Raw genomic sequence first — 26,753 nt, 5'->3', positions numbered from 1 at the left:
GATGACTCGAACTAGATGATCCTCAGGAACCAGCTCTTCCAATGTCGGCGGAAACAGGCTGCTTTGTTGCCGGTCTTCACCTTGGATATAGCCCATAAACGACAATGCCCCCATCGACTGATGGAGGCATTGTCTTCACCTTGCACTCAGACTGCTAGGTTTTCACACAGTCTGCGAAGCAGGCCGTTTTATCGAACCAGCTGCGAGTTACTTCAGCGCGGCCAGAGCAGCTGCGTAATTCGGCTCATCAGCGATCTCGCCAACCAGCTCGCTGTGCAGCACCTTGTCGCTTTCATCCAGCACTACCACGGCGCGCGCGGCCAGGCCGGTCAGCGGGCCGCTGGCAATGGCCACACCGTAGTTCTTGAGGAAGTCGGCGCCACGCATGGTGGACAGATTGACCACGCTTTCCAGACCTTCGGCACCGCAGAAGCGTGCCTGGGCGAATGGCAGGTCAGCGGAGATGCACAGCACCACGGTATTGTTCAATTGACCGGCTTCGGCGTTGAACTTGCGCACGGAGGTGGCACAGGTCGGGGTGTCGACGCTGGGGAAGATGTTCAGCACCTTGCGCTTGCCAGCCAGGCTGGCCAGGGTGACGTCGCTCAGGTCGCCAGCGACCAGGCTGAACGCCGGCGCCTGTTGGCCGGCCTGCGGCAGTTGACCGTCGACCTGCACCGGGTTGCCTTTGAGAGTGACTTGCGCCATGGGAGTTTCCTTATCGTTCAGGGAGTTGAAGGGCAAATGTGTGACATGGGGTTCGCCGTGGCGAATGCTCCATCGAATGGCAGGTCACGGCCCGACCATCCGTCCAGACTAGCGCAGAAGCGCCGCCGATACACCCGCAGCCATGTAGGGATTTAGCAAAAGATCGTGCGGCCATCAGAAGTCCCGGCGATAGAACAGGTCGAGCGAACTGGCCAGGCCGCTGGCGGCCTCAAGGTAAAGACGCCGGCTTAGCTCGTAACGCAGGGCGATGGTGTTGGCCGGCTCGAACACACCCACGCCGTAACGCAGACTCAGGCGCTCGGTGATATTGCCGCTGGCCACCACACTGGTGGTCACGCCACTGCCTTCGGTGTCGAGCTGGAAGTCCTGAATACCCAGGCTGTTGGCCAGGACGGTGGTAATCGAACTGCTGCCGGCCAGACCGAGTGCCAGCGCTGCCTGGCCAAGCATGTTGTTGTCCCCCGTGCTTTGCCCCAAAGGCCGGCCCAGCACCAGATAGGACAGCGCCTGTTCCTGGCTCATGGCAGGTTCCGCGAATACAGTAGTCGTGGGTTGCTCGGCGCTGCCGGACAGGCGGATACCGGCCACCACGGTGTCGACCCGGCGAATCGCTTCGACGTCGAGGAACGGCTGGTCGATGGGCCCGGTAAACAACAGGCGCGCGCGGCGAATGGTCAGGCGCTGGCCGTAAGCACGGTAGCGCCCGTTGACCAGATCCAACTCACCACGCGTATCGAGGTCGTTGCCAATATGCACCCGCCCACGCAGGTCGGCAGTCAGGCCGAAACCGCTGAAGGCCAGCTTGTCCTGGCCAACCTCGACATCGACATCCATGGCAATGCCCATGCCTTGCTCGGCTTCCGGCACTTCACGACCGACCACCCGCGCGTCGTTGGAGACTTTCACGGTAGACGGCGGCAGCTCACGCACGCTGATCAGGCCGCGCGGCACACCAACTTTGCCGCTGACAGCCAGACGCTGGGCACGCAGTTGTAATTGCAGATCGGGCTCGACCTCCAGCTCAGCGTAAGGCTCGACCTTTACCGGCAGACGCTGCCCCTGCATCGACAGATCACCAATCAATCCATCGGCCCAGTTCAGTTCACCGCTCAGGTTACCGCGGCCGTTCTCACCACTGCGCCAGTTACCCGATAGCTGCACCTGCTCACTCGCGATCAACGCCTGTAGCTGCAAATCCTCCAAGCTTACCGGCAGTTGGTTACCGGACAACTCACCGCCTTCCAGGCGTATCTGGCCGTTGATCTGCGGCGTCAGCAGATACCCGGAAATATTGCCACTGCCCTGCAGGCGCCCTTCGATTTTATCGGCGACAGGCACGAACGGGCGCAACACTGCCAGATCGAAGCCGCTCAGGCGGAACTCGCCATTCAGCGGTTTGTTCTCCGGCCGGGGGTCGATCTGCGCCTGCAACACCAACTCACCCAGGCGGCTGCTGACGAAACGCAGCTCACTGTCCACCCGCTGCGGGCGTAGCGTGCTATCCAGGCGCAGAATGTCGTAGGGGAAGTCCAGCCACTGCTCTTCATCCGGCTGACGAATACGCAGGTTGCCACTGCCGGCATTCAGCGAGACCTGGCCGTTGGGGCCACTGTCGGGCAGCTCGACCTTGAGCTGCCCGTCGAGACGCCCCTGCCAGGCGAAATCATCGGGCAACCAGGGCTGCAGGCTGGCCAGGGGGAAATTCTCCAGGCGCCAGTCCAGGCTGGGCTGCGGCATCAGCCGTTGCTGCCCTCCGCAGAGGCTGGCGTCACCGGACTGCCAGCAATGCGCCCCCAGGTTCAGGCGGCCGCTGACCAGGCGCTCCAGGCTCGCAGCCTGCTGCAATTGCCAGTCCTGGCCGCCGCTCTGCACACGGCCACTGGCAATGCGCCCGCGCCAATCACCCTGCTCGCTGAGGTTACCGTCCAGTGCCAAGGCCAGCTGCAGCAGCGGGCCTTGCAGATTCAGCTCCAGTGCCTGACGGCGCTGGTCGCCACGCCCCTCAGCCTGTAGGCGCCCAAGATAGGTATCGCCGATACGGATACCGCGCAGATTCAAACCGATCTGCGCCTGCTGGCGAGCATCCAGCGTCGCGTCCAGCTGCAGGCGGCGCAGACTGGGGTCGCCAAAAGCAAGACGCTCCCCGCTCAACGCAAGCTGGCCTTGCGGCGCTTGCAGCGTACCGGCCAGGGACAGCTGGCCCTGTATCTGGCCTTGCAGGCCGGGCCAGAGCTGTCCCAGCCGCGGCAACGCCAGTTCCAGCTGGCCACGCAAACGCTGATCCAGCGCACCCTGGCCGCTGATCCGGTTATCGCCCAGACGCACCAGTAATCGCTCGAGCTGCCACTGCTCGCCGGCACCAGCGCCCTGTACCTGTAATTGCGCTGGCTGGCCACGCAGACGGCCGTTGAGGTCGATATCGGCCTTGGCCTGCAGCGCACCGGCATTGAAGCTACCCGAGGTATTCAGCGGCCCCGCCAGATTACCCGGCATCTCAGCCAGCCAGTAACCCGGGTTGAGGGCACTGAGCTGCAGCATGGCCTGCCAATCGATAGCGTCGGCGAAACCGATCTTGACCCCCCCTTCGGCACGGCCCTGGCCAGCCACCAGCTGCAACTGCGGCAGGCTGACCTGGCCGAGATCGCCACTGACCGGACTGCTCAGGCTGAAGTCCCCTGCCGGCCCCTTGAGCTGCGCAGCGAAGTTACCCAGGTAATTACCTGCGCTGTAGCTGACTTCGGCCTGCAGTTGCTGCAGGGCCACGGGCGGCGGCTCATCCAGCGGGTACAGACGCTGCCAGGGGAAATTCAGCCAATCGAGTGTGGCATCAGCCTGAAACGCCTCGCTCCAGGCAAGCATGCCACTGAGCTGCAGATGCTGCTGATCCTCAGCCTCGATGCGCAGCAATTCGATATCCGCGCCCTTGGCATCGACCCTGCCACGCAAGCTCAGCGGCATCGGCGCCTGTTCGGCGGGCAGAGTGGCGCTACCATCGATGCGATAGCCGCTGCTCAGGTCACCCTTTGCCGACAACGTCAGCGCCTGCAAGTGCAGCGTCTGCGGCAAACCGCTGCTGGCCTGGAAATCCTGGCTGGTCAGGCGCAGTTCAGCGGGCAGATGCTCGGCCAGCGCCCGCACCTGTCCTTCCAGGCGGGCCTCTAGATAGCCACTGCTATCGGCCTCGATCGTCAGGTTGCGTTGCAATTCGCCGCCCACCTGCAGCGCCACCTGCCAGGCCTTGCCATCGACCTCCGGCAACTGCAGGCGACCACTCAGGGTCAAGGGCCAAATCCCCTGTGGTGTCAGCTGACCACTGACGTCCAGACTCAGGTCGTCACGCTGCAAGGCCAGGCGCTGCAGCTCCACGCCCTGCTCGTTCCAACTGGCGATCAGTTCGAGATCGCTCAGTTGCGTCTGGCCGTCCAGGCGCAGTTCGCCCAGCTGGATATCGCCCAGTTGCAAACGCAGTGGCAGGTTGAGGTTCGGCAGACTCAACGGCTCATCGCTGGCCTCCCCACTTTCGGGCAGAGTCACGGCGACCTGCTGCAGATGCAGACGATCCAGGCACAGCGTCAAGCGCAGCAGGCAGGACGGCGACCAGGCCATGTTCAGCTGCTGCAGCTCAACACGCATCTCACCTTGCTGCCAAAGCAGCGCATCGGCCTGCCAGCCCCCCCCGAGACGTCCTGCGAAATTGTCGACCTGCAGCCCAGGCACCTGGGCCAGCAACCAACGGCTGCCGCCCTGAGTACCGAGAGCCGCCCATAAAGCGGCTACGAACAGCAGCACAAGGCCAAGCAGACCGCCGGCCAACCATTTCAGCAGGCGCCGGCTCATAGTTCAGGCCCCATGGAGAAATGCAGGCGTACTCCACCGTCATCATCCAGCGCGTGGGCAAGGTCCAGACGCAGCGGGCCCACCGGCGAAACCCAGCGCACGCCGAAGCCAACGCCAGTCTTCAGGGTGGGAATGTCCAGCGAATTGAAGGAGTTGCCCTGGTCGATGAAGGTCGCCAGACGCCACTTGTCAGTGAGGCTGTACTGGTACTCGGCGCTGGCGGTGAACAGGTAACGGCCGCCGATCTTGTCACCTAGGTTGTTCTCCGGCGACAGGCTCTGATAGTCGTAACCGCGCACGCTCTGATCGCCACCGGCGAAGAAGCGCAGCGACGGCGGCACAGCGGAGAAACCATTGGTTTCGGTACCGCCGAACTGCACGCGGCCGAGCAAACGGTGATTGTCAAATACGGTGGTCAGGCCCTTGAGCATGACGTTGCCATGCAGCACGTTGGCATCGGACAGCACGCCCTCGACCGCGCCGCGCAAGTCGAACTGCACGCGGTAGCCCTGGTTCGGGTCGAGCCGGTTGTCGCTGCGCAACAGCGAATAGCTGACGCCGGGCATCAGCAAGGTGCTCAACCCGGAATCGTCGCCCAGGCGATATTCCTCGCGCTGCCATTTCACCGACAACACGCGTTGCCAGCCACCGGGGCGCTGGCTGTGCCATTCCGGGCCGAGGGTGAGCAGCCGGCTCAGGCTGTCCTTGCTGGCCAGCTCTTCATACTGATAACCGCCGGCCAGGCGCAACTTGTCGATCAGTGGCGGATCACCGGGAATGTCGTACCACAGGCCAACGTTCTGCCGCGGGGCAGATAGCTCGGTTTCGATGCCGTAGCTATGCCCCTGCGGATTGCGCCAGTGGCGTGTCCAATTGGCGCGCAGACGCGGCCCGACGTCGGTGGAAAAACCCAGCCCCAGACCCATGGTACGTGGCTCACGTACCTGCAGCGCCACCGCCACGGGAATGCGCAGCTGGTCGGCCTGGGTCGGGATGGCATCGACCCGCACCGATTCGAAATAACCACTGGACTGCAGCGCCTGATACAGCTCGGCGATCAATTCGGAGTCGTAGGGGGTGTCCGGATCGAACGGCACCATGCGTAGCAGCAGCTCTTCATCGAAGGGGAAGTCACCGCTGAAAGCGATATCGCCCAGGCTGTAGCGCGGCCCACTGACGAATACCAGCTCGATATCGGCCACCCCGGCGGCCGGATCGATCTCCAGACTCTGGCGAGAGAAGCGACCGTCGAAGAAACCGTAGCGCGAGGCCTGATTCTGGATCAGCCGCTTGGCGTCCTCATAGCGCCCATGATTGAGCACCGAACCTGCTTTCAGACGGCTGGCATTGGGCACGCGAAAGGCCGGTAGCTCGCTGGCAGGCCCCTCGATACGGATGTCGACGTTGCGCAGACGGATGCGTTCGCCGGGCTCCACATCGAGCACCAGGCGCGGTGTTTCCCCCTCTTCGATCCGGCTACGAATGCGCGCCTGGTAATAACCCAGGGCCTGAGCCGCCTTGTCGGCCTCGCTCTCGGCGATACGACGCAAGCGCCGCAACGACTGCGCGTCGCGCCCATCCAGGCTGCCGACATAACCTTCGATATTGGCCTTGAGAGCCGAATTGCTCGGGGTGATTCGTACGTCGAGTTCGCTCGCTGCGAAGGCACCCGTACTGATCAGCAGCAGCGCCAGGCTGCGCTGAATATGTCCATATACGCTCATGGCGGAGGATGCTACCACGGAGCGGAGCCCGCGCCAGAGCCGTTGCGTTTCTGCCAGACAGCCGGGGTTCAGGCGCTTGCTTTGACCACTGGCTGAGGGTTGGGATGAAAGAACACGTGCTCGACCACCGGGCCAATGGCCAGCTCACCAATTTCTTCGTAACCCTGGCGCCGATAGAACTCCAGATAGCGCGCATTGCCGGTGTCCAGCACCACCCCTTGCGAGCCGCTGTCCTGCGCGCACCAGTCGTGCAGCGCCTCTAGCAGCTGTTCGCCGCGATGCTGGCCCTGGAACTCCGGGTGAATGCCCAGGAGCGGAAGCACGTGATAAGGACCGGGAGGCAGGCTGGCGAGCACCGCATCGTGGTATTCGAGGTAGCGCTTGGTGCAGCCAAAGCCGGTGCTCAGCAGCATGCGCAGACGCCAACCCCAACTTTCGGTGATATCCAGGCGACGCTGTGGCGGTGCGATCAGCGCTGCGCCGATCAACCGATCATCGATCAGCAGGCCGATGGCCGGCTGGTCTTCAGCGAAGTGCTGCTGCACCAACTCGCGAATCGTCGCGCGCACGCGCTGATCAAAACCCGGGCGTTCGGCTTCGAACAGGTAAGCGAAGGTCGGCTCGTGACGATAGGCATGGTAGAGCAGCGAACGCACCTCGCGGGCGTAACCACCGTCGAGCATGCGCACTTCTGCTGGGGCGTTATGGGGCATGGCGGACCTCTGTTTTTATAAGTTGTGGTTCAGCGCGTCACAGCCAACTTAGCACCAGCGCATGACACCCGCCAGGCGCTGGCCGCGAGCGCCGAGGATCGGCTAGCATCGCCGTTTAATCTGAAAGTCGCGCAGCGACACCTTCCTCATACCCTTCTCCCTTCGAGAGAAGGTGGCGCGAAGCGCCGGATGAGCGAAGGCATGCCGCGAAGGCTTTCATCATCCGGGATGCCTCTCGTGGCATGCCCGTTAGCCCAGGACCCGCTGCCCATGAAAATCGTCTCCTTCAATATCAACGGCCTGCGTGCGCGCCCTCATCAACTGCAAGCTCTAATCGAAAAACACCAGCCGGACGTGATTGGCCTGCAGGAAACCAAGGTGTCTGATGAGCAGTTCCCCGAAGCGGAGATTCGCCAGCTCGGCTACCACGTGCATTACCACGGTCAGAAAGGCCACTACGGCGTCGCCCTGCTCTCGCGCCAGGAGCCACTGAGCCTGCACAAGGGTTTCCCCGGCGATAATGAAGATTCCCAGCGGCGCTTCATCTACGGCACCTTCGCCGATGCCAATGGCAACCCGGTGACCGTCATGAATGGCTATTTCCCACAAGGCGAAAGCCGCGATCACCCGGTGAAGTTCCCGGCCAAACAGCGCTTCTATGCCGACCTGCAGCAACTGCTGGTGGAACGTTTCGAACCGCAGCAGGCACTGGTGGTGATGGGCGACATCAACATCAGCCCGGAAGATTGCGACATCGGCATCGGCGAGCCCAATCGCCTGCGCTGGCTGAAAACCGGCAAGTGCAGCTTCCTGCCGGAAGAGCGCGAGTGGCTGGCGACCCTCAAGAGCTGGGGCCTGGTAGACAGCTTCCGCCACCTCAACCCCGAGGTGAATGACCGCTTCAGCTGGTTCGATTACCGCAGCCGCGGCTTCGAAGACGAGCCCAAGCGCGGCCTGCGCATCGACGTGATCCTCGCCAGTCAGCCGCTGCAGGCGCGCTTCAAGGATGCCGGCATCGACTACGACCTGCGCGCAATGGACAAGCCATCGGACCATGCGCCAATCTGGCTGGAACTGGCCTGAAACCAGGGGCGCGAAAGATGACGCGCCCCGTCACATGACTGCAATCTGACTGACTTAATCTGCATGGCACTTTCTCTCACCCACTAGAAGGTGCCTGCCGCATGCCGCGCGCCCTGCCTGCCATCGACCGCGACCTCTGGGGTCGTACTCTGTCTCTGCTGCTGATCGGTTTCATCTGCTACGCCCTGCCTCTCTCCGTTTTTGCCGCGCTGCCTGCCTCCGAAGGTAACAAGCCGGTGCTGCGCATCCAAGGCTCCAACACCATTGGCGCCAAGCTCGGCCCGGCATTGGTCAAAGGGTTGTTCGAAGCTCAAGGCCTGCACGACATCCACAGCGAAGACGGCGCCCTGGAAAACGAACAGCGCGTGCTGGCGCGCCAGGCCGATGGCCGTTTGGTCATCGTCGAGGTGGCGGCCCATGGTTCGGGTACCGGTTTCACTTCGCTCAAGGATGGCAGCGCCGACCTGGCCGCCTCATCGCGACCGATCAAGGATGGTGAAGCCGCTACCCTAGCCACGCTGGGCGACATGCACAGCCCGCAGAGCGAGCAGGTCATCGCCATCGACGGCCTGGCGATCATCGTCCACCCGTCAAACCCGGTTGCCGCCCTTAGCGTCGAGCAGATCGCGCAACTGTTCTCCGGCGAGATCGATGACTGGGCGGCGCTAGGTGGCAAGCCCGGCAAGGTTCGCGCTTATGCGCGCGATGACAACTCCGGCACCTATGACACCTTCAAGGAGCTTGTGTTGGCTCCGGGCGGACGCACGCTGGTGGCCAATGCCCAACGCTTCGAATCCAGCACCCAGCTGTCGGACTCGGTGAGCAGAGACCCCAATGGCATCGGTTTCATAGGCCTGCCCTACATTCGTCAGGCCAAGGCGATCGCCGTCGCAGCGGGTGATTCGCAGCCCATGCTGCCGAGCAACACACTGATCGCTACCGAGGATTATCCGCTGGCGCGTCGCCTGTTTCTCTACAACGACCCACAGCTCACCAATCCCTGGGCACGTGCACTGATCGACTTCGCCCACAGCACTCGGGGCCAAGCCATCGTCGCCGACAGCGGCTTCATCGCCCAGACCGTTCAGGCGGTGAAGGTCGCAGCAGATCCACAGATGCCGACGGATTATCGGCAACTGGCGCAGCAGGCGCAGCGGCTGTCAGTGAATTTCCGCTTCCAGGAAGGCAGCGCCACGATGGACAACAAGGCTCACCGTGACCTGCAGCGCGTACTGGATTACCTCAAGCAGCACGACAAGTTGCAGAACAAGGTGGTGCTGGTTGGTTTCGGCGACCCGAAGAACGACCCCAAGCGCGCCGAACTGCTGTCAAAGCTGCGGGCCATGGCGGTACGTCGCGAGCTGGCCAGGCAAGGCGTGCTGTTTCGCGAAATCACCGGTATGGGCAGCGAACTGCCGGTGGCGGCCAATGATCAGGACAACGGCCGCATCCGCAATCGCCGCGTCGAGATCTGGGTGTACTGACGCCAGAAAATATTCCTCTGCAGGGGGCTTGGCAGCTTCTCGACTCGGCGTTAGCCTTTGCACCGCGTGACGCCGGGCCCCTCTGGCGGTGAGTGTTCTCACCGTGATGTCGGAGTCACTGAGTGGATTTCTTTCAACTCAGGCAGACATAAGGGAGGGCTCATGGACGCTCTACTTGCCTTTTTCACATCCCCCATCTTCGGTACCCCCGGCTGGTTCTGGCTGGCGTTCCTGGTACTGATCATCACCCTGCTGGTACTCGACCTCGGCGTGCTGCATCGCGATCAGCATGAAATCGAGATGCGCGAGAGCCTGCTGCTGTATTCCGGCTATTTCAGTGTCGGCGTCGCCTTCGGCGGCTGGATCTGGTGGCAGCTCGGCGGCACCAAGGCGATGGAGTACTACACCGGTTTCCTGGTGGAGCAATCGCTGTCGATGGACAACGTCTTCGTCATGGCGATGATCCTCGGCTACTTCAACATCCCGCGTAAGTACCAGCACCGCGTGCTGTTCTGGGGCATTCTCGGGGTGATCGTGCTGCGCGCGATCATGATTGGCCTGGGCACGGCGCTGGTGCAGCAGTTCGATTGGATTCTCTACCTCTTCGGCGCCTTCCTGCTGTTCAGCGGCATCAAGATGCTGCGCAGCGGTGACGAAGAGTCGCATCCAGACTTGGCGCAGAATCCGGTGATCCGCTTCGTGCGCAAGCACATTCGCGTCACCGATGATCTGCACGAGGGCAAATTTCTGGTGCGCCTGAAAGACAAGATCAGTGGCAAGCCGCTGCTCTATGCCACCCCGCTGCTGCTGGCACTGGTGCTGATCGAACTGGCCGACCTAGTGTTCGCCGTGGACAGCGTACCGGCGGTTCTGGCCATCTCCCAGGACCCGTTCATCGTCTACACCTCGAACATCTTCGCCATTCTCGGCCTGCGCGCGCTGTATTTCGCCCTGGCCGCACTGATGCACCGCTTTATCTACCTGAAGTACGCCCTGGCGCTGGTGCTGATGTATATCGGCGGCAAGATCTTCCTACATGACCTGATCAAGGTACCCGCCCTGCTCTCGCTGGCCGTCACCCTGGGCCTGCTGGCTGGTGGCGTGCTGCTGTCACTGCTGAAGACGCGCGACCAAAGCGCTGCACAGCACTGATAAAGCCTGCAATACCCGTCAATGACAAGGCCCGCATCTGCGGGCCTTGTCATTTGCCTGATCAGCGACTGGCTTTCATCACCTCACGCGGCACGTATTTACCGATTTCGTACTTGCCGATGGCGGCGCGGTGGACTTCATCCGGGCCGTCGGCCAGACGTAGAGTGCGCTGCATGGCGTACCAGTAAGCCAGCGGGAAGTCGTTGGAGACACCGGCACCGCCGTGCATCTGGATCGCGCGGTCGATCACCTTAAGCGCCACGTTAGGCGCCACCACCTTGATCTGGGCGATTTCGCTGGCGGCGATCTTGTTGCCAACGGTATCCATCATATAAGCCGCGTTCAGAGTCAGCAGGCGTGCCTGGTTGATCTCCATGCGCGAATCGGCGATGTGATCGATATTGCCACCCAGGCGTGCCAACGGCTTACCGAAGGCCGTGCGGCTCACAGCGCGCTTGCACATCAGTTCCAGGGCACGCTCGGCCATGCCGATCGAACGCATGCAGTGGTGGATACGGCCTGGGCCAAGGCGCCCCTGGGCGATCTCGAAGCCACGGCCTTCGCCCAGCAACACGTTCTCGTAAGGTACGCGCACGTTCTCGAACAACACTTCGGCATGACCATGCGGCGCATCGTCGTAGCCGAACACCGGCAACGGACGCAGTACGGTGACGCCTGGGGCATCCATCGGCACCAGAATCATCGAGTGCTGCTGGTGACGCGGCGCGTCCGGGTTGGTCAGGCCCATGAAGATCATCACCTTGCAGCGCGGATCACAGGCGCCCGAGGTCCACCATTTGCGGCCGTTGATCACCCACTCATCGCCCTCGCGGCGAGCATTGGCCTGCATATTGGTGGCGTCACTCGATGCCACGCCCGGCTCGGTCATGGCGAAGGCGGAGCGAATCTCGCCAGACAGCAACGGCTCCAGCCACTGCTGCTTCTGCGCCTCGTTGCCGTAGCGCACCAGCACCTCCATGTTGCCGGTGTCCGGCGCGGCGCAGTTGAACGGCTCCGGGCCGATCAGCGAGCGCCCCATGATCTCCGCCAGCGGCGCGTATTCGGTGTTGGTCAGGCCCGCGCCATAGTCGGACTCGGGCAGGAACAGGTTCCACAAACCTTCGGCTTTGGCCTTGTTCTTCAACTCTTCCATGATCGCGGTCGGCTGCCAGCGATCGCCTTCTGCCACCTGCTGCTCGAATATCGCTTCGGCCGGATAAACGTGCGCCTCCATGAATGCGCTGACACGCTCACGCAGCTCTTGAACCTTCGGGGAATAGGCGAAATCCATGGGGTTACCTGTTTATGACAAAGGGTGAGAGGTTGTGGAAATGATGCTAGAACAGCGCTTAAGATTTATCGAACCTATTTTCAGCGTGTATGAACATTCATAACCGATATATGATCGACTGATATCGACGCCCCTGGAGCACTGCCGGCATGAACCTGACCAAGGTGGATCTGAATCTCTTCATCGTCTTCGACGCCATCTACACCGAGGCCAATCTGACCCGTGCCGGACAAATCGTCGGCATCACCCAGCCGGCGGTGTCCAACGCCCTCGCCCGCCTGCGCGAAACCTTCAACGACCCGCTGTTCGTACGCACCGCCCAAGGCATGGTGCCAACACCCATGGCGCAGAACATCATCGGTTCGGTGCGTAACGCCCTGCAGCTGCTGCGCGTTTCAGTGCAGGAAAGCCGTACGTTCAATCCGCAGCAGGCCGGCAAGACTTACCGCATCAGCATGACCGACCTATCCGAGCAGATTCTTCTGCCGCCACTGTTCCAGCGCTTGCGTCGCCTGGCGCCTAGCGTATGCATCGAGAGCTTTCTGGCCAAGCGCCGCGAAACCACCAAGGAGCTGGCAGCCGGCCGGCTCGATTTCGCCGTCGACGCGCCATTGAACACCGACCCGCAGGTTCGTCACGTCAAGCTACTGGATGATCGCTACGTCTGCGCCATGCGCCCCGGCCACCCGCTGGCCAAGGAAAAGATCAGCCTCGACGAATACCTGTCGCTGACCCACATCCATATCTCCAGCCGCCGTAGCGGCCTCGGATACGTCGACCTGGCGCTGGGCAAGATGGGCATCCAGCGCAAGATTGCCCTGCGCTCGCAACACTATCTGATGGCCAGCAGCGTGATGCAGCAGACCGATATGGTGATGACCGTGCCGGAACGCTTCGCCCGCCGCCACAACCTGCACCACGTGACCTTGCCGGTAGGCGACGTGCCGACGCTGGAAACCCACCTGTACTGGCATGAAAGCACCGACCAGGATCCGGCTAACCGCTGGATGCGTGAACAGATGATCGAGTTGGCGCAACAGGTGGTCGCCCAGGAGAAGAAAGCCGAACAGGTTGCTACGGCCTGATCGTTAAAGACAAACGCAAGAAGGCCCGCATTGGCGGACCTTCTCGTTTGCTGCCGGGCTGAATCAGCGCGCTAGCTTGCCATCGACCGACAGCTTGCCGGCACCTTCGAATACCAGCGCCACGCTGATGGCCAGCAGCGCCAGGGCGAACTCATAGCCGTTATTGCTCATGAAGAAGCCATTGGCCAGATGCACGGTGAAGATCGCTACCAGCATGGTTACCGCCAGCACCGCCGCCGCCGGGCGCACCAGCAGGCCGATGATCAGCGCCATCAGGTAGCCCGGAGCCAGGCCGATGCTCTCCATCCACTGCGCGACACCCGCCAGACCATAACCGCCAAACCAGCCGAACAGCTTCTGTGCACCATGAGCGGCGAAGGTAATGCCAGCGATGATGCGCAGGATAGTGATACCCAAACCGGCCTGGCTGTCGGTAATGCTTTTGATCAGGTTGTTCATTGCAAGGCTTCCTTTGGTGTGTGGGTTGGATGGCGCACAGAATATCCAATTTATTCGATTAAAAAATAGCAAAATACCGCTTATAAAAATCGAATAAATAGATATCTATTTGGCCGTCAAACGCCGTCCCTGCGGTTCGAGCAAATAGCGTTCACGGTCATAAGCAAGGTAGTACTTATTCACCGCGTTCACATAACTCACCACACCCATGCCCATCTGTTCCATGGCCACACGTTCGACCTGAAAGAACCATTGATTGGGATTCAGGCCCCGCCTGCGCGCCTCGGCACGCAGACTCTGCACCCGTTGCGGGCCCAGGTTGTATCCGGCCAGCACGAATGCCATACGTTCGCGCTCGTTGAGCTGCGGGCTATTGAAGAAATTGCGGCGAATCATCGCCAGGTACTTGCTGCTGGCCTGAACGTTGTCGTTGATGCTCTGAATGCTGCCCACCCCGACACTGCGCGCTGCCGCCGGGGTGATCTGCATCAGACCGGTTGCGCCACTGGCACCGCGCGCCGACGGGTTCAACGTCGACTCCTTGAATGCCAGCGCGGCCAGCATCAGCCAATCGAAGCCCTGCTGCTCGGCATGCCGCTGCAACACCGGACGCACCTTCTCCAGCCGCTGTCGCTCGGCGCGTCCCAGCGGTGAATGCACCTTGTACAGGCGGCGATAGACACGTTGAAACGCCGCATCCTGGTCGGCCGGGCTCTGATAGCTGCTGAAGAAACGGTCGATGCTGGCACGCAGCATCGGCGAATCGGGGCGCACGAACCATTTCATGTCGCCATCGCGCGCCAGGATCAAATGCTTGTCGACGCGCAACTTGGGCATTACCTTGGCCCAGCGCTCGGCGATCGGCAGCTCCACCGCAGTACGTTCGAAGATGCCGGCCTGGACCATTTCCAGTACATCTTCAACGGCCAGGCTGGGGTCGACCCACTCGACCACGATGGGCGGCAGTTTGCGATCTGCCAGTTGCTGGTTGATCAACCTCAGCGCTTCGCCCACGGCGCTACCCGCCGGTAACGAAAGGCTACGCCCGGCCAATTGTTCAAGGCTGCGGTAGTGCCGGTTACCCTGCTTGGAGACCAACACCAGTGGTACCTCACGGCGAATCGCCGTGCTGGCACTGACATCATGCCCGGTGCGCACATTGAGCAATTCGCCGGGCGCGACCACATCGCCCTCGCCGCGCTGCAGGGCGCCGAGTAACTGATCCTTGGCCTTGGGGATGATCTTCAGCCTGAGGTTGCGGCCATCACGGGAATTACGATTGAGGTACTGCTCGAACGCACGCAGGCGGTGGTACTCGACGCCGATGCTCTGGCCCTTGACCGAGCCCGAGCTGTTGCGGCTCTGATTGACCAGCACACGCAACTCGCCGCTGCTACGAATCGCCGGTAGATCGCGGGTACTGCGAATCTGGCTGCCAACCTCGGGCGGGCCAGCCAGGCGTGCGCTGACCGGCAGCGGCAGCATGGCCAACAGACACAGGATCAGCAGCAATCGCGACATCGATTCTCCAGGGAAGGCGGTTGGCCGCCGCAGCCTCTTGGTGGCCTGCTGCTCGCCGATGCGCGACAGACGGCTTCAGACCTTACGCCCGCCGAACAAGTTCCCAAAGCTGGCAGGGGCGCGGAGATTGGCACAGCCAAGCGTCACAGCGCCACCCCAAAACCTTGCATCAACCTTAAAAATGGCGAACAAGTTATTGTTTTAAATCGACTTCCTGACGAATGGACGGCTTCTGCTATTCTGCCCTTTCGCGTTCAACAGGTGGCACCATGCAGCTCATCGATATTGCAGTCAATCTCACCCACCCCAGCCTCGCTGTGCAGGCCGAGGCGCTGCTCGAACGTGCCTACGCAGCCGGCGTGTGTCAGCTGGTGCTGACCGGCACCAGTCTGAATGAAAGCGAGGCGAGCCTCGCACTTTGCCGACAGCTGGATAGCAGTGGCCAACGTCTGTTCAGTACCGCCGGGGTTCACCCACATGATGCCAGCTCGTGGAACAGCGCCAGCAGCAATACTCTCAAGGCGCTGCTGGCGCAGCCGCAAGTACGCGCTGTGGGTGAGTGCGGCCTGGACTTCGATCGCGACTTCTCGCCGCGTCCGGCGCAGGAAAAAGCCCTGGAAGAACAGTTGGCCCTGGCCGTCGAACTGCAAATGCCGGTGTTTCTGCATGAGCGCGAAGCCAGCCAGCGTCTGTTGGAGATCCTGCGTGGCTATCGTGATCAGCTGCCGGCAGCGGTGGTGCACTGCTTCACTGGCGAGCGCCGTGCACTCTATGCCTATCTCGATCTAGACCTGCATATCGGCATCACCGGCTGGGTTTGCGACGAACGTCGCGGCACGCATCTGCATCCGCTGCTCAAGGACATCCCCGGCGAGCGCCTGATGTTGGAGACCGATGCGCCCTTCCTGCTACCGCGCAGCCTGCGACCCAAGCCCAAGAGCGGGCGTAACGAGCCCGCCTTTCTCGGCGAGGTGCTGCGCGAGGTGGCGTTGCACCGCGGGCAAAGCGAGGAAACCCTGGCAGCACAGACCACAACCTGTGCGCGAGCGTTCTTCGATATGCCAGCCATAGTGGAAGACTAAGGCGCCAGAGTATTGATTGACGTCAAGGTTCTGGCTACCAGTCAAGGCATACTACTGGCACTTGGCCAATAGAACGCAGCGAGACGGATAACAACAACATGAGCGCCTGGATCAGCGATCTTTCTCTTAAGTACAAATTCTGGGCGGTCAACGCCGTTGTCCTCGTCATCAGCCTGATCCTGGTGCTATTCGCCTTGCACATCGAGCAGCAGGCGCGCAGCGCCGATGCGCGCCAGGCAGCCGTGTCCCAAGCGCGCGTGCTGCAGCAGTGGCCAGAGCAGGCCACCTTGCCCAATGCAGCCAATATCCAGATGGTGCAAGGCAGCCTGCCGGGCGCTCAGGGAGCTCCTGACGCCAGCGGCTGGCAGGCACTGTCGCACGACGCCCTATTCGGTGATTCGCCGGTAGTCGGTGCACAGCGCATCACCCTCGGCGATGGACGTGATCTGGCGATCATGGTGCGCGCACCCAGCCTGCTCGACCTGTTCACCCAGCACGCGCTGACATATGCCATCGCCGTCGCCGTGCTGATGCTGTTACTGCTGGCTGCCTCGCAGTTGTTGATACGCTTTCTGCTCAGTCACCTCAACACCCTCAAGGATGTGATGCTGCAAGCCGAACGCAGCGGGGATCTGTCCCTGCGCGTGCCGCTGGACAGCCGTGACGAGGTCGGCCAGATGGCCGCTGCCTTCAACGCCATGCAAGCCGGCTACCAGCGCGTGGTTGGCACCGTCGGCCAGGTGGCCTGCGAGCTGGACAGCAGCACCCGCGCTATGGCCGAACGCATGGGGGCCGTGCGCCAGGGCATGCTCAGCCAGCAGAGCGAGACTGACCAGGCTGCTACCGCAATCAACGAAATGTCGGCCACCGTTCAACATATTGCCGACCACGCCGGCACCACTCGCGACCAGTCGCTTAATGCCGATCAGCTTGCACGCGCTGGTCAGCAGGTGGTCGAACGTGTCGAGCAATCCATCGCAGCGCTGTCGCAAGGCGTGCGCCAGAGCGCCGGCAGCATCGAGCGCCTGGCCGAAGACAGTCAGCACATCAGTCGCGTGGTCGGCGTGATTCACGGCATCGCCGAGCAAACCAACCTGCTCGCCCTCAATGCCGCCATCGAGGCCGCCCGCGCCGGTGAAATGGGCCGCGGCTTCGCCGTGGTCGCCGACGAAGTGCGCAACCTGGCCAAGCGCGTGCAGGACTCAACCGACGAAATCACCCAGATGATCGGCAACCTGCAGGGTGGCACCCGCGACGCCGTCGAATTCATGCGCGAAAGTTCGGAAAACGCCAATCACTGCGTGCAACTGGCGCAGGAGGCCGGGGAATCGCTGGCCGCCATCACGGCCGCCGTGGCCCTGATGCGCGACAGCAACACGCAGATTGCCGTGGCTGCCACGCAGCAGAGCCAGGTAGCCGAAGAAATGAGCCGCTCGGTGGTGGGCATCCGTGACGTGACCGAGCAGACCGTCGGCCAGACCCTCGAATCGGCCGCCACCAGTCAGCAACTGGCACAGCTGGCGGGCGAGCTGAACAAGGCCATCGGCCAGTTGCGCCTGTAAAGACGCTGCCAGGCAATCGCATATGTGGCTCGTGCCTGCTGGAAACCTCCCTGGCGCGGCAAGCCCACGGCCGAGCCCGCAGAGCCTCTCAGCAACAGGGGCGATGCCCTGAAGCGCCTGTTACTGAAGCGGTGCCTGGCGCCACTGATTCAACCAAAGACGGTGACGGTCTGCCGGCTCAGGGCGATCAGCTCACCTGCGGGGGTCCACATCGCCGCCGCTACGTGCCCGTAACCATCGCGGGCATATTCGATGTCCGCGCGATACAGGCACCAGTCTTCGCTGCTGAGAGCGTGTAGCGGCTGGACGAACTCGATGGTCCAGGTCAGCGAGCTGCCCGGCGCCGGGCTTTTCAGATAGGGCAGCACCGCAGGCGGCCAGGCATCGACCAGTGCCAGCAAGTGCGCCTCGCTGAGCGGCTGCGGCTCGCGCTCACCACGCAAACGCACCCAGCCGCCCATCTGCCGCGATGGCGTGTTGCTGAAAGGCATGCCGCCGATTCCCCAGCGCATGGCCAGAAAGCGCGTGAACTCCGGCGTGACGTTGCGCACGTAGGGCAACTCCTGGCACTGCTCCACCGGCGTGATCTGCGGCGCGGCAAGCGCCTCCACGGCAATCGCCGAAGGGCGCGATGCGCCAAAGCTGCCCTGCACCACGGTCACCACCTGCCCGTCCTGAAACGCGCGCAGGAACATCTGGCTGACCGCCTTGCCCTCGCGTAGCACCTCGGCCTGAAAACTGACGGGAACATCCGGCGCCACGGGGCCGACGAAGGTGATAGCCAGCGAGCGCACCGGACGACCCTGCGGCACCTTGGCGCGCATGGCCTCGAACGCCAGAGCCGCCACCAGGCCGCCGAAACTGGCGCGGCCCTGCCCCCACTCAGCCGGGATCACCACGGCATTGGGATCGCGGCGCACCGCCTCAAGCATGTCGGAAAAGATCATATGCACCTCGGCATTCATCGATGGCGACGATCTTAGGGGATGCTGACGACTGAACGATAGTCCGCAAGGATGCCTATTCGGTCATATTTGCGGCGAGAATGACACCTTAGTCTGCGTTCGGCAGGTCGCCATACAGCGCCAGCAAGGCATCATCGGCGCGCCCCTCTGCAGTCAGCAGAGCCTGCAGCCAGATGGCCCGGCAAGGTTCCAGGGACACCATCGCATCAGCCTGTGCCAGCCACTGCAGCCGATCGTGCCAGTCGCCCAGCGCGCTTTGCGCACGCTTGAGCCTGAGCTGCGCCGCCTTGCTCAAACGACTTTGTGCGGGGTAGGTTTCAGCGGCGTAACGCACGCGCTTGATCAACAGGCGCAGGCGGTGACGATCATGCGCCGGATCGCGCAACGCAAGGGCCAGTTGTCGTTGCTGACGGCGCAGGCGACGCCGGATGCGTTTGTCTATATCGTTCAACTGGCCTTGCCTGGCGGCTTCACGCCAATTCGCCGGCCAGCCGTCGAGCAACAGCATCAGATCCGCCAACTCGCGACTACTGGCAATGGCAGCGTAGCCTGCGGCGCGCTGCGCCTCATCGACAGGCGCCAGATGGGCAAGGCCCATGCGCGCCAACTCGGCGACTAGGACTTCGCGATCACGCAGTGGCCCGCTGAGGCGGCCCAGCACCGCTGCTCCCTGCTCCAGAACATCTACAGCCGGCAAACCGCGTAACGGACGCAACAGGCTGCGCAATTGCCGCAGGGCGATGCGTAAATCGTGCAATGCCTCGGTGTCGGTACAGTCAGCCAACCGCGCCTGGCAGGCATACAGTCGCACCTGCAGAGCCAGGACGCGGCCCAGGCAGTGCTCGATGAAATCGCTCATGCTCACTCCTCCAAACGACGATGCACCAAGCTAACAGCCCGAGCACCCATTCAAGCAAGTGGCCAATGGTCGCTAACGCGACAAGCGCCAGGGCAATGCTCTGCGCAAATCACTCAATGCTTGCCGCAAAGCATCACGTGACACTGGCCCGCCGGCATAGCGCTGCTGCTCGAAGCATCGGGCAAATGTCTCGATCTGCTCCGCCTGCTCGGGCAACTGCCGCGCCGCGCGCAACGCGAAGGAGCGTGAGCCCTCACCCGCTTCCCGGCGCACGTCATGGCGCGCCAACAGCCGCTCGAACTTGCGAAACGCCTGGCGTTGCGGATCAGGCCGCTGTTGCCAGGGTTTGAGCAGCCACAGCGCCAGCAGGCCGATCAAAAGCGCACCAGTGCCCACCAGAGCGAGCGCCAGACGCTGCCAATCGAGGCTGCCGAACCAGTTCTGCAGCAGTTTCAGCTGCTGCTCGCCCTGGTACCCCAGCACCCAGCGCTGCCAACCGTAGTTGAGATTCTCCCAAGTCATGCGCAGCTGATTGAGCCAGGCCAGCTCGCGGTAGCGCAGTGGCGAGAAGGGTTGATCGTCAAGAAAACCATCCTCTTCGGCCAAGGCCTCTTCCAACCCTTGCTCGATACGCTCCGGCGCTACCTGAAAAGTCGGATCGACGCTGCGCCAGCCACGGCCCGGCTGCCAGTACTCGACCCAGGCATGGGCATCGAACTGGCGTACCTGGATGTAGTTGCCATTGGGATTGAGCTCGCCGCCCTGATAACCGGCGACGACTCGTGCAGGAATGCCCGCCGCACGCAGCACGAAGGTCATCGCGCCAGCGTAGTGCGCACAGAAACCACGCCGGGTGTCGAACAGGAACTCATCGATGCTGTCACGCCCCAGAGGCTGCGGGCGCAGCGTGTAGACGTAAGGTTCACGGTTGAAATGCTGCAGCACTGCGGCCACCAGCGCATCGCTCTGCGGGTACTTTGCCTTCAGCTCAGCCGCCCAGGCGCGACTGCGCGGGTCGCCCTGCTCGGGCAGTTGCAACGCCTGACGCAAACCTGGTGGTTCGGCCGATGCTTCACGTGCTGCGTCAGGCCAGGAACGCACCTGGTACAGCAGGGGCCTATCTACCGGACGCAGCCTCTGCCAACGGAAGTCGTTCATCATCCGCCCGCTGTCCTGCGCCATCTCGCCGACATCCAGCGCATACAGCCAACGCTTGCCGCTGGGCTGCATGATGATGCTGTAATCGAGCGGCTCGCCGGCCTTGCTCCACTGCGGCGCGACGGGTACATCAGCGTAACTGGACTGCGACCAGCGTCTGCCATCGAAACGCTCCAGCGTCAGAGCACGCCAATACAGCTGCCCTCTCGCCGGCACTTCCCCCTCGAAGCTGGCGCGAAAGGCCAGTGCCGAGGAGCGACTGAGCTCGGCGATATCGGCTGGCTCCATGCTGTCCGACAGGCCAGTGACGCCCTTGTCGCTGGGCATTGGCAGTGACCACAACGGCCCCATGCGCGGAAAGAACACGAACAGCAACAGCATCAGCGGTATCGCTTGCAGGACCAGGCCACCCGCCAGACGCAGGGGTGGCCAGGGGCGTTCGGCAAAACCACTGTGCTGCAGGCCGACCAGCGCAGTCAGCAGCGCCGTAACCGGCAGCAGGCTGTAGAGCGCGGCAAGAATTCCGTCCTCGAACAGATAGGCGGTCACCACGCAGAAGAAACCGAGGAAGATCAGCACCAGCGCATCACGCCGCGTGCGCATCTCCAGCAGCTTGAGGGTGAAGGTGGCGATCAGCAGCACCGACGCGGCATCCAGCCCCACCAGTGTGCCGCGCGAAAGCAGGATGCCAGCCAACACCAGCAGCACCAGGCCGCCCTTGGCCCAGCCATTGGGATAGCGCGCACGCATGTGGAAAATCTGCACACGCCAACCGGCAGCACCAAGCCACAGCGCGATCATCCACAGCGGCAGATGCACCAGATGCGGCACGATCACCAGCACCTGGGCGACCAGCAACCAGGTCAGAGCGATCCTCGGAATACCCAGCAGGCTGCTCATGCGCGCGCTCCGAACAACGCCAGGGCGCGCAGGCAAGCATCGCGATGCCCCTCACCGTAATCCGGTGCGATCACCTGCCCAGGCAGTTGCAAGCCGAATGCCTGTTGCCGCTCGGTGAACTGCAGCACCCAGTAACAGAGCAGCGACAAACGCATTTCGCTGTCGCCACCCAGACTGTCGAAGTCCAACCATAGATCACGGCCACTGAGCATGGCGAAATCCTTGACCAGCAGGCCCTGACCACGTGAATAGGCCTTCCAGTCCAGACGCCGTTTCGAATCGCCCGGCTGATACTCGCGCAGGCCCTGGAAGTCGTCGGCGCCCTGGCCGCGCGCGCGCATGCCCTCTTCCTCCTCCTCTTCGCCCAGGCCCGCCGACAACGGCAGCTCACCCTCCAACGGCCGCGGGTAGACCAGCACCGCCTGATCCAGATCGACCCAGCTCCAGGCCACCAGCAAGCCCAACGGAAAACGGCTTTCCACCCTCAGACGCTCGGGTCGCAGCCAGCCACGTCTCACGGCTGGCTGGCTCAAATCCACTTCGGTCTGCCCCTGGCGCGGTACATCGCGCACCACCAGCTCAGACGGTGGCCAGCCCAGCGCCACGGCCTGGTGCTCGCGCTCAGGGCTCTCAAGGCGCACGCGAAAGCGCGCCTGCTCGCCGACAAACACTGCCCCGCCACCACCAGCCTTGAGCACCAGCCCGGCCAGGTTGCGGTAGGTATGCAGGATGGTGACAACGAACACCGATACCAGCAGGAAGGTCAGGCCATAGGCCAGGCTGTTCTGATAATTGATGCCCACCAGCAGCATCAGTAGAAGTGCCACGGCAAACACAGCCCCGACCCGACTGGGCAGAATGAAAATGCGCCGCTGATTCAAACGCACGCTGGCCGCTGGCGGAATACGCCTGGCCAACCACCGCCGCCAGAGCGGCTTCAGCGCTGCACGCATCAGAGCGCCGGAACTTCGCGCAGCAACCATTGCACCAGACTGCCGCCACCATGACCGGTAGGGTCGGCGCGCTCGCGCAGACGGTGCCCCACTACCGACGGCAGCACCGCTTGCACATCTTCGGGAATCACGTAATCACGTTCGGCCAGCAGCGCCCAGGCCCGTGCTGCAGCCAGCAACGCCAGACTGGCCCGCGGTGACAAACCCCAGGCGAACTGCGGCTGACTGCGCGTCGCCTCGACCAGGCGCAGCACATAGTCGATCAGCGCATCGCTGGCACGCACCTTGGGCACTTGCGCCTGCAGACGGGCCAGTTCGGCATGGTCGAGAATGGATTCCATGCGCGGCAACAGATCACGCCGGGCATCGCCCAGCAGCAAGGCCCGCTCCGCCGCTTGCGCCGGGTAGCCCAGCGACAGACGCATGAGAAAGCGATCGAGTTGGGATTCGGGCAAGGCGAAGGTGCCGCCGCTGCTGACCGGGTTCTGCGTGGCGATGACGAAGAACGGCTCAGGTAGCGGCCGAGTTGCGCCTTCGATGGTCACCTGGCCTTCTTCCATTGCTTCGAGCAGCGCGCTCTGGCTCTTCGGTGTGGCGCGGTTGATCTCGTCCGCCAGCACCAGCTCAGCAAAGATCGGCCCGGGATGAAAGACGAACTGCCCGCTGTCCTTGTCGAATACCGAGGTACCAAGGATGTCGCCCGGCAGCAGGTCAGAGGTGAACTGGATACGCTGAAAGCTCAGCCCCAGCACGCGCGCCAGGGCATGGCTGAGGGTCGTCTTGCCCATGCCCGGCAGGTCTTCGATCAGCAGGTGACCACGCGCCAGCAGGCAGGTCAGTGCCAGGCGCACCTGCGCCTCTTTGCCCAGCAATACCTGATTGACCGAGTCGAGACAGGCATCGAGTTTGGTTCGCATCGTTGGCTCCTTATGCAGAACACCGATGCTACTGGGGCGCCGAGGCGTGGCATAGCGCTATGCAAAGTTTGCTCACGAAACTGTGAGGGCAGACGCTATGTCAGGCGAAAGTGCCCTGCCATGCCCTGCAGCTCCCGCCCCAGCTCAGCCAGCTGGATGCTCGACGCAGCGGTTTCGTCCATGGCCGTAGCTGACTGATCGGCAATATCGCGGATCGAGGTGACGCTGCGGTTGATTTCCTCGGCCACGGCGGTTTGCTGCTCCGCTGCTGCAGCGATCTGCTGGTTCATCTCCGAGATCAGGCTCACCGCCTCGGCAATGGCCGCCAGAGCGCCTTCAGTCTGGTTGGCGTCGCCAACCGTGAGGTTCACCAGGCTGGCGCTCTCCTCCATGTCCGTCACAGCGCGGCGGCTACCCTCGCGCAAGGCCGCGATCAGCGACTCGATTTCCGCGGTGGATTGCTGAGTGCGTTTTGCCAACGCCCGTACCTCATCGGCAACCACAGCAAAGCCACGCCCCTGCTCTCCGGCACGCGCCGCTTCGATGGCCGCGTTGAGCGCCAGTAGGTTGGTTTGTTCGGCAACGCTCTTGATCACCTCGAGTACCGCATCGATACGCTGAGTGTCCTGGCTCAGACGCTGAATGCTCTCGGTAGTGGTATCCATGGCACGAGCCAATTGTTCGATGCGCTGAAGGGTCTGGCGCACTACCTGGCTACCGGCACCGACACGCTGGTCAGCCTGCTCGGTGGAAGCTGCTGCGGCCTCGGCATTGCGTGCCACCTCGTGCACCGTGGCCGTCATCTGACTCATGGCGGTGGCGACCTGATCGGTCTCCAGCTTCTGACCATTGACGCCCTGGCGCGTCTGCTCGGCAGTTGTCGAGAGGGTCTGGGCAGAACTGGAAATCTGCGCCACGCCCCCCTGAAGGCGACCAACCATATCGCACAGGTTGGCGGACATTCCCTGCATGGCAGCGAGCAGTTGACCGATCTCGTCACGACGATCCTGTTCGATGCGCACACTGAGATCACCAGCCGCGATGGATTCAGCGAGGCCGATCACTCGCTTGAGCGGACGCACGATGGCCAAGCTGATCATGATGGCCGCGCTGAGGCCAAACAGCAGCGCCAGGGCCGCCGCCGCGATGATCAGACCACTGCTGGCCTGACGCTCGGCATGCATGGCCTGACGCTGGGTTTCCAGGGCCAGCTCGACCCGCTGCAGCAACTGCTCGACCTGAGCAACCAGTTGCCCGTATACCTGTTTTTGTTGCTGCAGTTGGGTGGCGTATTCCTTCAGGCGCTCATTGAAGGAGTCGACATTGACCACCACCTCACCAAGCACCGCGGCATAACCGGGATCATCCAGCGCATCGCGCAATTCGGCAGCCAGGGCTTGCGCCTCGCCGGCCTGGGCAATTTCCGCCTGCTCACTGCTATCGCTGCGCCGACTGGCCTCCAGGCGCTGGCGTGCCTGATCCAACGCCTGCAGCAGCAACTGATGGATCTTGCTGACCTTGCCAGCCTGCGCAACCGAGTCGCCACCGCGCTCACCCTGGGTGCTCTTGAGCAAGTCGACGCCATCTTCGGCCAACCCCTCCTGCAGCAGATCCAGGCTGTTGGCCGCGCTGACCACCAGCCAGTCAGCGGCTTGCAGGGACAGCTGCATGTTGTCGGTGAGTTCAACGTAACGGGCAAAAGCGCTGCGGTAGTCGGCCAGTGCAGGCTCGACCTGCGCCAGAATGGCAGCTGTGTCGCTATCGAGCTCAACTTGCAGTGCCTGTCCGGCCTGCAAAATGCTCTCAGCCTGCTCTGCCAGCCGCTCGGCGTGCTGGCTGTCACCACTCAACGCGAACGCCTGCTCGCTCTGGCGCATGCGCAGCACCTGCTCGCCAAGCGCACTCATGCGTTGCTGCAGCTCGGCGCCAGCACTGACTTCGCGCAACGCCAGCAGACCAGTAACCGCTACCAGAACAGTCAGAATCAATACCAGAGCAAAACCCAGCATCAACTTGCTGGCCGTGCTCAGACTGGCCAGCCGCTTGCTCAATGAGCCACCCATGACAACCCCCTGCCTACTGCAGCCAGCCCTAACAAGCTGTTGAAAAACTACCTGCGTTATTCAACGGCCTGACAATTCTGGAACATAGGAGCGCAGCGCTACTGGCGACAAGCCAGCAGACGCCAAGATGGCCGGGAGAGTTAACTGGACGTCGTTTTCAGAACGGGTTCAGGGCCGCTGCATCTGGAAAAGATCCCGGGTGCGGCAGTAGGCGCTGCCCCCCAGGCGACCGACCAGATCGAGCTTGAGCGGGTCGATACGCCCCTGCTCGTTGAGCACCGCATCATCGATGTGCGCCAGCAGCACTTCGGCGAAGATCAGGTGGCAATTGGGCTGTTGCGGCGGATAGGGCTGGATCTGCGCTACGCGGCATTCGAAGGTCACCGCTGCGCCAACGACGCGCTGCACGTCGATGCGCTCGCACGGCTGGCTGGCGATATCACAGTGGGCGAACTCGCTGACCTCATGGGGCAGGATCGCAGCGCTGTCATTCATCGCCTCGGCCTGGGCGAAGCTGACCAGTTGGATCGCCAGTTCGCCACTGGCCTGGGCGTTGCGCAGGCTGTCCTTGAGGCTGCCGTCATCGCGAGTGTTGGCGTTGACCAGCAAGGTCGGGGGGTTGTCGCTGATCACCTGAAAGAAACTGAACGGCGCCAGGTTGGCCACGCCGTCGGTCGAGCGGGTCGAAACCCAGGCGATGGGCCGGGGGGTCACACTGGAGGCCAGCCAGCGGTAGGCCTCAAGCGGGCTCAGATCGGCGAAATCGAGTTGCATCAACGCCCCGCTCGCGATTCACGAATGTAGAAGCGCGCACGTTCGGCCTTGCTGGTACAGCCTGCGTAGGCTTCGAACTGCTGCTGGGTCTTGGCAGCGGTGAGCAGAGAGAATGCCTTGGAATAGCTCACGGTACCGGCGAAGCCTTCGGCCTCGGCGATGCTCAGTTCCTTCCAGGCGGCATCCAGCTGATTGGCGCAGGTCTCACGGTAGACGGTCTTGCCGGCACAGCCGGCGAGCGTCACCACAAGCAGCGGCAAACAGAACCAGTGTTTCATCGACCACACTCCTCGAACGGACATGACTACGGGTTGGCCCAGACTATGACGCTGCGGCATGGGGAAAGTGCCCGGCGCCCGCCGCTTCGCTTGCCCGATCATACCGGCGCCGACGAACGGATGGCGAGCCCATCGCCCCTGCGAAGCGTCAGCCGGCAGATTCT

21 protein-coding genes and 1 pseudogene are annotated in these 26,753 nt (G+C 62.7%); 6 read left to right on the top strand and 16 right to left on the bottom strand.

Annotation, left to right across the window (positions count from 1 at the left end):
• Nucleotides 1-207: 207 nt before the first annotated feature.
• From tpx to ACNFCJ_RS20570, 4 genes are all read right to left on the bottom strand, one after another.
• A complete protein-coding gene (tpx, locus tag ACNFCJ_RS20585) occupies nt 208-708 on the bottom strand; it encodes a thiol peroxidase (protein WP_143503850.1) in 501 nt (166 codons plus the stop codon).
• A gap of 174 nt (nt 709-882) precedes the next feature.
• Nucleotides 883-4,566 (bottom strand): translocation/assembly module TamB domain-containing protein, encoded by a 3,684-nt coding sequence (locus ACNFCJ_RS20580; protein ID WP_416773318.1) that lies wholly within the window; start codon nt 4,564-4,566, stop codon nt 883-885.
• Nucleotides 4,563-6,290: an autotransporter assembly complex protein TamA gene (locus tag ACNFCJ_RS20575; RefSeq protein ID WP_416773316.1), complete on the bottom strand. Its 1,728-nt coding sequence runs from the start codon at nt 6,288-6,290 to the stop codon at nt 4,563-4,565. Before ACNFCJ_RS20575 ends, ACNFCJ_RS20580 begins: the two co-directional genes overlap by 4 nt.
• Before the next feature lie 68 nt (nt 6,291-6,358).
• Nucleotides 6,359-7,003 carry a GNAT family N-acetyltransferase gene (locus tag ACNFCJ_RS20570; protein ID WP_099523871.1) on the bottom strand — a complete coding sequence of 215 codons (645 nt, stop codon included), beginning with the start codon at nt 7,001-7,003 and terminating at the stop codon, nt 6,359-6,361.
• 270 nt (nt 7,004-7,273) lie between these two features.
• Here ACNFCJ_RS20570 and xthA point away from each other — a divergent pair, with 270 nt between their 5' ends.
• From xthA to ACNFCJ_RS20555, 3 genes are all read left to right on the top strand, one after another.
• A complete protein-coding gene (xthA, locus tag ACNFCJ_RS20565; protein ID WP_416773314.1) occupies nt 7,274-8,086 on the top strand; it encodes an exodeoxyribonuclease III in 813 nt (270 codons plus the stop codon).
• Nucleotides 8,087-8,187: 101 nt separating this feature from the next.
• Nucleotides 8,188-9,570, top strand: a complete 1,383-nt coding sequence (locus ACNFCJ_RS20560) for a substrate-binding domain-containing protein (RefSeq protein ID WP_416773312.1) — start codon at nt 8,188-8,190, stop codon at nt 9,568-9,570.
• Between the two features lie 162 nt (nt 9,571-9,732).
• Nucleotides 9,733-10,722 carry a TerC family protein gene (locus ACNFCJ_RS20555; RefSeq protein ID WP_416773311.1) on the top strand — a complete coding sequence of 330 codons (990 nt, stop codon included), beginning with the start codon at nt 9,733-9,735 and terminating at the stop codon, nt 10,720-10,722.
• Nucleotides 10,723-10,783: 61 nt separating this feature from the next.
• On the opposite strand, the gene ACNFCJ_RS20550 is transcribed toward ACNFCJ_RS20555, so the two are convergent.
• Nucleotides 10,784-12,013, bottom strand: a complete 1,230-nt coding sequence (locus tag ACNFCJ_RS20550; protein WP_416773309.1) for an acyl-CoA dehydrogenase — start codon at nt 12,011-12,013, stop codon at nt 10,784-10,786.
• A 149-nt stretch (nt 12,014-12,162) separates the two neighbouring features.
• On the opposite strand from ACNFCJ_RS20550, the gene ACNFCJ_RS20545 reads away from it, so the two are divergent.
• Nucleotides 12,163-13,098, top strand: a complete 936-nt coding sequence (locus ACNFCJ_RS20545; protein ID WP_416773308.1) for a LysR family transcriptional regulator — start codon at nt 12,163-12,165, stop codon at nt 13,096-13,098.
• A gap of 63 nt (nt 13,099-13,161) precedes the next feature.
• Here ACNFCJ_RS20545 and ACNFCJ_RS20540 read toward each other — a convergent pair whose 3' ends face one another.
• Together ACNFCJ_RS20540 and ACNFCJ_RS20535 are read right to left on the bottom strand one after the other, a co-directional pair.
• The gene (locus ACNFCJ_RS20540) at nt 13,162-13,557 is read right to left on the bottom strand and encodes a DoxX family protein (protein WP_416773307.1); all 396 of its coding nucleotides are present in this window, start codon (nt 13,555-13,557) and stop codon (nt 13,162-13,164) included.
• Between the two features lie 105 nt (nt 13,558-13,662).
• Complete coding sequence (locus ACNFCJ_RS20535) at nt 13,663-15,078, bottom strand: transglycosylase SLT domain-containing protein (protein ID WP_416773306.1); 1,416 nt, start codon at nt 15,076-15,078, stop codon at nt 13,663-13,665.
• Between the two features lie 269 nt (nt 15,079-15,347).
• Here ACNFCJ_RS20535 and ACNFCJ_RS20530 point away from each other — a divergent pair, with 269 nt between their 5' ends.
• Nucleotides 15,348-16,160, top strand: a complete 813-nt coding sequence (locus tag ACNFCJ_RS20530; RefSeq protein ID WP_416773304.1) for a TatD family hydrolase — start codon at nt 15,348-15,350, stop codon at nt 16,158-16,160.
• 98 nt (nt 16,161-16,258) lie between these two features.
• Nucleotides 16,259-17,722 (top strand): methyl-accepting chemotaxis protein, encoded by a 1,464-nt coding sequence (locus tag ACNFCJ_RS20525; protein ID WP_416773302.1) that lies wholly within the window; start codon nt 16,259-16,261, stop codon nt 17,720-17,722.
• A 149-nt stretch (nt 17,723-17,871) separates the two neighbouring features.
• On the opposite strand, the gene ACNFCJ_RS20520 is transcribed toward ACNFCJ_RS20525, so the two are convergent.
• The 9 genes and pseudogenes from ACNFCJ_RS20520 to ACNFCJ_RS20480 all read right to left on the bottom strand — a co-directional run bounded on the left by ACNFCJ_RS20520 (nt 17,872) and on the right by ACNFCJ_RS20480 (nt 26,589).
• Nucleotides 17,872-18,669: an acyl-CoA thioesterase gene (locus ACNFCJ_RS20520; RefSeq protein WP_416773300.1), complete on the bottom strand. Its 798-nt coding sequence runs from the start codon at nt 18,667-18,669 to the stop codon at nt 17,872-17,874.
• A 106-nt stretch (nt 18,670-18,775) separates the two neighbouring features.
• Complete coding sequence (locus ACNFCJ_RS20515; RefSeq protein WP_416773299.1) at nt 18,776-19,546, bottom strand: CHAD domain-containing protein; 771 nt, start codon at nt 19,544-19,546, stop codon at nt 18,776-18,778.
• A gap of 72 nt (nt 19,547-19,618) precedes the next feature.
• Complete coding sequence (locus ACNFCJ_RS20510; RefSeq protein WP_416773297.1) at nt 19,619-21,604, bottom strand: transglutaminase TgpA family protein; 1,986 nt, start codon at nt 21,602-21,604, stop codon at nt 19,619-19,621.
• Entirely contained in the window at nt 21,601-22,557 is a 957-nt protein-coding gene (locus ACNFCJ_RS20505) for a DUF58 domain-containing protein (RefSeq protein WP_416773295.1), read from the bottom strand. The genes ACNFCJ_RS20510 and ACNFCJ_RS20505 overlap by 4 nt, the downstream gene beginning before the upstream one ends.
• Entirely contained in the window at nt 22,557-23,474 is a 918-nt protein-coding gene (locus ACNFCJ_RS20500; protein WP_003460516.1) for an AAA family ATPase, read from the bottom strand. Before ACNFCJ_RS20500 ends, ACNFCJ_RS20505 begins: the two co-directional genes overlap by 1 nt.
• Nucleotides 23,475-23,569: 95 nt before the next feature.
• Complete coding sequence (locus ACNFCJ_RS20495; protein ID WP_416773321.1) at nt 23,570-24,286, bottom strand: methyl-accepting chemotaxis protein; 717 nt, start codon at nt 24,284-24,286, stop codon at nt 23,570-23,572.
• Between the two features lie 144 nt (nt 24,287-24,430).
• Nucleotides 24,431-24,574 (bottom strand): annotated as a pseudogene (locus ACNFCJ_RS20490) (HAMP domain-containing protein); the annotation flags it as partial.
• A gap of 1,131 nt (nt 24,575-25,705) precedes the next feature.
• The gene (locus tag ACNFCJ_RS20485) at nt 25,706-26,311 is read right to left on the bottom strand and encodes a flavin reductase family protein (RefSeq protein WP_416773294.1); all 606 of its coding nucleotides are present in this window, start codon (nt 26,309-26,311) and stop codon (nt 25,706-25,708) included.
• A complete protein-coding gene (locus ACNFCJ_RS20480) occupies nt 26,311-26,589 on the bottom strand; it encodes a hypothetical protein (protein WP_416773292.1) in 279 nt (92 codons plus the stop codon). Before ACNFCJ_RS20480 ends, ACNFCJ_RS20485 begins: the two co-directional genes overlap by 1 nt.
• Between the last annotated feature and the right edge of the window lie 164 nt (nt 26,590-26,753).

The organism is Pseudomonas sp. NY15364, from assembly GCF_048068235.1.
GTDB lineage: Bacteria > Pseudomonadota > Gammaproteobacteria > Pseudomonadales > Pseudomonadaceae > Aquipseudomonas > Aquipseudomonas mendocina_D.
Note: the sequence above shows the minus strand (reverse complement) of the source record. Positions and strands in the feature narration are given on the sequence as shown.

Bases quoted from the DNA above. Each gene is read 5' to 3' on its own strand.
- ACNFCJ_RS20555 (WP_416773311.1), top strand. From the start codon at position 9,733: ATGGACGCTCTACTTGCCTTTTTCACATCCCCCATCTTCGGTACCCCC.
- ACNFCJ_RS20560 (WP_416773312.1), top strand. From the start codon at position 8,188: ATGCCGCGCGCCCTGCCTGCCATCGACCGCGACCTCTGGGGTCGTACT.
- ACNFCJ_RS20500 (WP_003460516.1), bottom strand. From the start codon at position 23,474: ATGCGAACCAAACTCGATGCCTGTCTCGACTCGGTCAATCAGGTATTG.
- ACNFCJ_RS20495 (WP_416773321.1), bottom strand. From the start codon at position 24,286: ATGAGTCAGATGACGGCCACGGTGCACGAGGTGGCACGCAATGCCGAG.
- ACNFCJ_RS20480 (WP_416773292.1), bottom strand. From the start codon at position 26,589: ATGAAACACTGGTTCTGTTTGCCGCTGCTTGTGGTGACGCTCGCCGGC.
- ACNFCJ_RS20530 (WP_416773304.1), top strand. From the start codon at position 15,348: ATGCAGCTCATCGATATTGCAGTCAATCTCACCCACCCCAGCCTCGCT.
- ACNFCJ_RS20515 (WP_416773299.1), bottom strand. From the start codon at position 19,546: ATGAGCGATTTCATCGAGCACTGCCTGGGCCGCGTCCTGGCTCTGCAG.
- ACNFCJ_RS20545 (WP_416773308.1), top strand. From the start codon at position 12,163: ATGAACCTGACCAAGGTGGATCTGAATCTCTTCATCGTCTTCGACGCC.
- ACNFCJ_RS20510 (WP_416773297.1), bottom strand. From the start codon at position 21,604: ATGAGCAGCCTGCTGGGTATTCCGAGGATCGCTCTGACCTGGTTGCTG.
- ACNFCJ_RS20575 (WP_416773316.1), bottom strand. From the start codon at position 6,290: ATGAGCGTATATGGACATATTCAGCGCAGCCTGGCGCTGCTGCTGATC.
- xthA (WP_416773314.1), top strand. From the start codon at position 7,274: ATGAAAATCGTCTCCTTCAATATCAACGGCCTGCGTGCGCGCCCTCAT.
- ACNFCJ_RS20485 (WP_416773294.1), bottom strand. From the start codon at position 26,311: ATGCAACTCGATTTCGCCGATCTGAGCCCGCTTGAGGCCTACCGCTGG.
- ACNFCJ_RS20580 (WP_416773318.1), bottom strand. From the start codon at position 4,566: ATGAGCCGGCGCCTGCTGAAATGGTTGGCCGGCGGTCTGCTTGGCCTT.
- ACNFCJ_RS20505 (WP_416773295.1), bottom strand. From the start codon at position 22,557: ATGCGTGCAGCGCTGAAGCCGCTCTGGCGGCGGTGGTTGGCCAGGCGT.
- ACNFCJ_RS20535 (WP_416773306.1), bottom strand. From the start codon at position 15,078: ATGTCGCGATTGCTGCTGATCCTGTGTCTGTTGGCCATGCTGCCGCTG.
- ACNFCJ_RS20540 (WP_416773307.1), bottom strand. From the start codon at position 13,557: ATGAACAACCTGATCAAAAGCATTACCGACAGCCAGGCCGGTTTGGGT.
- tpx (WP_143503850.1), bottom strand. From the start codon at position 708: ATGGCGCAAGTCACTCTCAAAGGCAACCCGGTGCAGGTCGACGGTCAA.
- ACNFCJ_RS20525 (WP_416773302.1), top strand. From the start codon at position 16,259: ATGAGCGCCTGGATCAGCGATCTTTCTCTTAAGTACAAATTCTGGGCG.
- ACNFCJ_RS20520 (WP_416773300.1), bottom strand. From the start codon at position 18,669: ATGATCTTTTCCGACATGCTTGAGGCGGTGCGCCGCGATCCCAATGCC.
- ACNFCJ_RS20570 (WP_099523871.1), bottom strand. From the start codon at position 7,003: ATGCCCCATAACGCCCCAGCAGAAGTGCGCATGCTCGACGGTGGTTAC.
- ACNFCJ_RS20550 (WP_416773309.1), bottom strand. From the start codon at position 12,013: ATGGATTTCGCCTATTCCCCGAAGGTTCAAGAGCTGCGTGAGCGTGTC.